Consider the following 4,647-nt stretch of genomic DNA (forward strand, 5'->3'; position numbering starts at 1 on the left):
ATTTTTACCTCTGATTCACTCTTCTGGACGGCGCGGGACTTCCGCTAAACTGCCTCTTCCCGCAGATCATGCTCCATGAAGAGGATGTCGCGCTTCATTTCCTTCATGCCCTGTCTGGAGATCCGTCCGGTCTCGAACATGGCCTGAAGGTTGTCCCGCTCCAGCTGAATTCCGGTCCGAGCCAGCTCCTGCAATGACAGGTCGTAATCCTCACGGGTACCTGTACTTGATTGATCTCTGTTCAGACGCAGCAGCATCCGTTCATATTGCAGAATGAAGGCGCTGACCGTTTCCATCTCCGGCTTCCCCTCCGCAAGGAGCGCGTTCAGCTGTTTAAGTACATAAGAAATGTTTTGGCTTCTGAGTCTGGTCCGTTCGGCTCGTCTTTCGCGGAAGCTTAAGCGGGCCTGCTGCAGGATGCCAACCACATCATCCCATTGCTTAACAGGGAACAACTCTCTTTTATACCGGGCATCCTTTGTACTCATATACAGCATCTGGTTAATCCTTCTCAAATACCGGTAGCCGGTATAAGGATCGACTTCTTTCCTCTCCAGCGCAAGCATTGTGTTCTCCCGTTCCCATTGCAGGACCGACAGGCCTAGGGCACGCTGCATGTTATCACTTCTGTCGTCCTTCCGTAACGTGCGGATTCTGGAGGTATACGTATTGATGAGCTGAACGGCGGCCAGCCGGTTCTGGTCTGTGGTCAGATCGTTTAAGCCGGCAACCACATTTCTCAGAATCTCAATTTTGGCCTGTACCTCCTCTTCTTCCTGTGCTGTTGCCGGCTCTTTCCCGAGCAGCAGCGGCAGCAGATAATTGGAGGCCAGCAGTGTCCACAAAATCACGCCGGACGCCAGGAAGATGATAAGATCCCTTGACGGAAAGGCAGTTCCATCATCTAGGAAAAACGGCAGTGACAACGTACTCGCCAGTGTGATCGTTCCCCGGACGCCCGACAGGGAGAGGATCAGCGCCTTTTTGCATCTGCCCTTCCCCAAGCTGCGTTCTTCGCCGTCCTCCGGAACATCTATCAGAAGTACCCAGATCAGCCGCAGCCCGAGTACGGCTGCAGTCAACAATAAAGTGTACATCACGACTTTGAAATTCCCGATTTCCGAGCTGTTCCAAATCGTCTGAATAATCTCCGGCAGCTGTGTGCCAAGCAGCAGGAAGACCAGGCCGTTCAGCACAAAGATGATAACGGACCAGGTGCTTTTGGAGACAACCCGCAGCTTGGCTACCTCGGGATTCATTTTCTTATAGCTGAAGGAATGGGCAATCCCAGCTGCGACTACGGCAAGAATGCCGTTGACCCCCAGTTCTTCCACCGCCATAAATATCATAAAAGGTGTCAGAATCTCAATCAGCATATGGAGGGTAACGTTCTCCATGCCGAGTCTGCGCAGCCATTTTACCACTCCATATTTCACCAGTGTGAGCAGTAGACCCAGGGCCACCCCGCCAAGTGAGATGGAAATAAAGCTGAGCCCGGCGGACTTGAAGGAGAACATCCCGGTAACCATAGCGGCTGCGGCAAATTGAAAGGATACCAGACCCGATGCATCATTGATTAAGGATTCCCCTTCAAGGATCTGCATCGTGCGGTGGGGGATTTTGACCTTCTGCTCCAGCGCACCGACGGCTACAGCATCTGTAGGCGCCAGGGCAGCCGCCAGCGCAAAGGAAGCCGCCAGCGGGATCACCGGAAGCAGAGCGTGTACGAAATACCCCACAGCACCGACCGTTAGGAACACGAGACCCAGCGCCAGCAAAAGAATGGGCTTCTTCAGCTTCCAAAGCGCCTCTTTATCCGCGTGCCTTCCGTCATTGAACAGCAGCGGAGCAATGAACAGCAGCAGAAACAGCCCCGGATTTAATATCACTTCATAATGCAGGGGCAGCCAGGTGATCGCCATTCCGAGCGCGATTTGGATAATCGGCACAGAGACCGACGGAATAAACCGGTTCACCAGATTGGATACCGCCAGCGCCGCCAGCAGGAGTAAAATATATTCAAACAATTCCAAAGGTTGATTACCTCCATCTCTGTAGTCAGGGTTAGTGTAGTGTAATTCATGAATTCAAACTGAATGTAAATACGCCACAACCTTATTTTTATCGGGAATCCCTGAACCCTTCATGAATAGACACTTGATTCTAAACTCCTTGATTTTCAAATACAGAGATGGTATAAATTGCTGAAAGATTACATCAACCGAGGTGTTTACAACGATGAATAAACCTGTTCGTTTTGGGATTATCGGAAGCGGCTGGAGGGCAAGTTGTTATTTGACGCTGGCTCAAAAACATCCGCAGCAATTTCAGGTCACCGGCTTATGGATTCGCAACCCATCCAAATATCAGAATCTAATCGACAAATGGAAGCTTCCTGTCTACAGTTCAATAGAAAGTCTTGCTGCTGACAGCGACTTTGTGGTCTTAGCGGTTTCTAAGGACGCAGCTGTCTCCTTACTATTAGAGCTGTCTGCCTTAAAAATACCCGTGCTGGCCGAAACTCCCACTGCTGCAACGCTTCCCGATTATGAGAGACTCCTCCCCATAGCCGGTTCTACCTCTATCCAGGTTGCAGAGCAGTATCCGCTACACCCTCACCACCAGGCCAGAACAGCATTCATTCAAGCCGGACTTCTCGGACAGGTATGCCATGTTCAAGCCTCTGTGGCGCATGGTTACCATGGCATCAGCCTGATCCGCAAATGGCTCTCCGTCTCTGAACTATCATGTGAAATCACAGCCCGCCGGCTTGAGGTTCCCATCATGGACTTTACATACAGGGGTAAAGAGGCCGAAGATACCTTGAAGATGGAGCAGCAGGATATCGCTATTATGGTTTTCCCGTCCGGCAAAAGCGCCGTGCTGGATTTTACACGCTCACAATATTTTTCACCCCTCCGCACTAACCGGGTCCTCATCCGCGGTTCACATGGTGAAATCCGCGATAATGATATTGTCCGACGTCTGGGTACCGATGAAACAGAATACCTCCAAGTGAAACGGATACAAGGAGGACAGGAGGGCAGTTTGGAAAGTCTCGCGCTCTATGAATTACGAGCTGGCCAGCAGTGTCTGTTCCGGAATCCCTTTCATCCTTCCCCATTATCTGATGAAGAGATTGCCATGGCTCAATCCTTGTTAAATATGTCGGAGTACCTGCAGTCGGGAATCTCATCCTACTCCCTATCTGATGCATTAAAGGATGTAAGGCTATCATTGGCGATAGAAGAGGCCCTCACTCTCGGGTGTACTGTAACACTGCAATAAAATAATCCCAGGATGCCATAGTCTTACCACGGCAGCACATTACCGGCATAATCGGTGAGCGTAAGCTCCTGCCCCTCCTCATTCTGCTTCAGGCGGTTCTCAATCAATTGCATTATATACCCGGCCGATTCATCAGGAGTGAGACTTCCTGTGGTGTCCAGCTTACCTTGCATATACGTCTGAACATGCCCCGGATGGATGACCATCACTTTCCCGCCCTGCTCCGAGATCCCATTGTGGATCAGCTGAGACTGCATATTGAGGGCTGCCTTGGACATACAATAGGCGTACCAGCTGGTGCGGCGGCAGGCACCGATGCTGCCAGCTTCAGAGGAAATATTGACGATCAGCCTGCCCTCACTCCGGAGCAGCGGCTTCATTAAGCCATTGGACATGCGAAGCGCCCCCAGCGTATTCACCCGGAATACCTGCTCCATTTCTGCAAAATCCAGCTCCTCCTGAATCGTAGCCTGTATATCCCCCAGAACCGCACCATTGTTAATCAGAATGTCCACCCGGTCCGTAACTGCTGAGACTCCGTCCAGCGCAAGCTTCACACTATCTTCACTGCTTATATCCAGCTGCAGTACCTGCAGCCGCTCTTTATGGCTTGCCTTAAGCTGACCGAGTGCATTATCATTCTCTTGTTGAACCTGCCCGGCAAACACATGATAGCCCTGATCAAGCAGCTGCTTAACCAGACTGAGCCCGACACCCCGGTCTGCGCCGGTTACCACAACCCATTTCTTTTGCATCGTTCCGCCTCCTGCTGATTTGATAAGTACACTTGCGGGATAACCCTCACTAAGGAGATGATACCACTGAAACCCGTCATACAGCTGCTGCATTTTGGCTATCATCAGGCGATGAGCTGTATTTTTCCTGTAGCGATCTTTGGAACCCTGGCTCTTTCCGGCATGGTTGAGATCCCTTTCATCTACCGTTATGATGCTGTGCTGATTATACTCCTAACTGTGCAGTATCTGATGTACCGCAGCGGACTCGAAACCTGGGATGAAATCAAAGTGATCTGTGTATTTCATTTGATTGGCCTGCTGCTGGAAATCTATAAAGTCAGCATGGGATCATGGTCCTACCCCGAGCCCGGACTTTCAAAGATATTTGGTGTCCCGCTCTATAGCGGATTTATGTATGCGAGTGTTGCAAGCTTTATGTGCCAGATCTGGCGCAGGCTGAAGATGGACATGACCGGCTGGCCGGGCCTTGCATCTGCGTGGATACTTGGAGGCGCCATCTATCTGAACTTTTTCACCCATCACTTTATCCCTGATTTCCGCTGGCTGCTGACAGCACTTGTATTCGTTGTCTTTTGGAGAACCTGGATCATTTACCGGGTAC

General features: G+C 50.9%; 4 protein-coding genes. 2 read left to right on the forward strand and 2 right to left on the reverse strand.

All coding sequences use genetic code 11. The features are described 5' to 3' along the window. Nucleotides 1-44 precede the first annotated feature (44 nt). A complete protein-coding gene (locus AQR02_RS17925) occupies nt 45-2,033 on the reverse strand; it encodes a Na+/H+ antiporter (RefSeq protein WP_054941646.1) in 1,989 nt (662 codons plus the stop codon). 205 nt (nt 2,034-2,238) lie between these two features. Here AQR02_RS17925 and AQR02_RS17930 point away from each other — a divergent pair, with 205 nt between their 5' ends. Next, nucleotides 2,239-3,288 carry a Gfo/Idh/MocA family protein gene (locus tag AQR02_RS17930; RefSeq protein ID WP_082451895.1) on the forward strand — a complete coding sequence of 350 codons (1,050 nt, stop codon included), beginning with the start codon at nt 2,239-2,241 and terminating at the stop codon, nt 3,286-3,288. A 23-nt stretch (nt 3,289-3,311) separates the two neighbouring features. On the opposite strand, the gene AQR02_RS17935 is transcribed toward AQR02_RS17930, so the two are convergent. Continuing rightward, nucleotides 3,312-4,043: an SDR family oxidoreductase gene (locus tag AQR02_RS17935; RefSeq protein ID WP_054941648.1), complete on the reverse strand. Its 732-nt coding sequence runs from the start codon at nt 4,041-4,043 to the stop codon at nt 3,312-3,314. A 57-nt stretch (nt 4,044-4,100) separates the two neighbouring features. Here AQR02_RS17935 and AQR02_RS17940 point away from each other — a divergent pair. After that, the coding region (locus tag AQR02_RS17940) for a DUF817 family protein (RefSeq protein WP_425339985.1) at nt 4,101-4,647 on the forward strand (547 nt) is incomplete at its 3' end.

The sequence above is a fragment of the Paenibacillus ihuae genome (assembly GCF_001368795.1).
Lineage (GTDB): Bacteria > Bacillota > Bacilli > Paenibacillales > Paenibacillaceae > Paenibacillus_AQ > Paenibacillus_AQ ihuae.

Excerpts from the sequence above, each read along its gene's own strand:
- AQR02_RS17930 (WP_082451895.1), top strand. The coding sequence starts at position 2,239 with ATGAATAAACCTGTTCGTTTTGGGATTATCGGAAGCGGCTGGAGGGCA.
- AQR02_RS17935 (WP_054941648.1), bottom strand. The coding sequence starts at position 4,043 with ATGCAAAAGAAATGGGTTGTGGTAACCGGCGCAGACCGGGGTGTCGGG.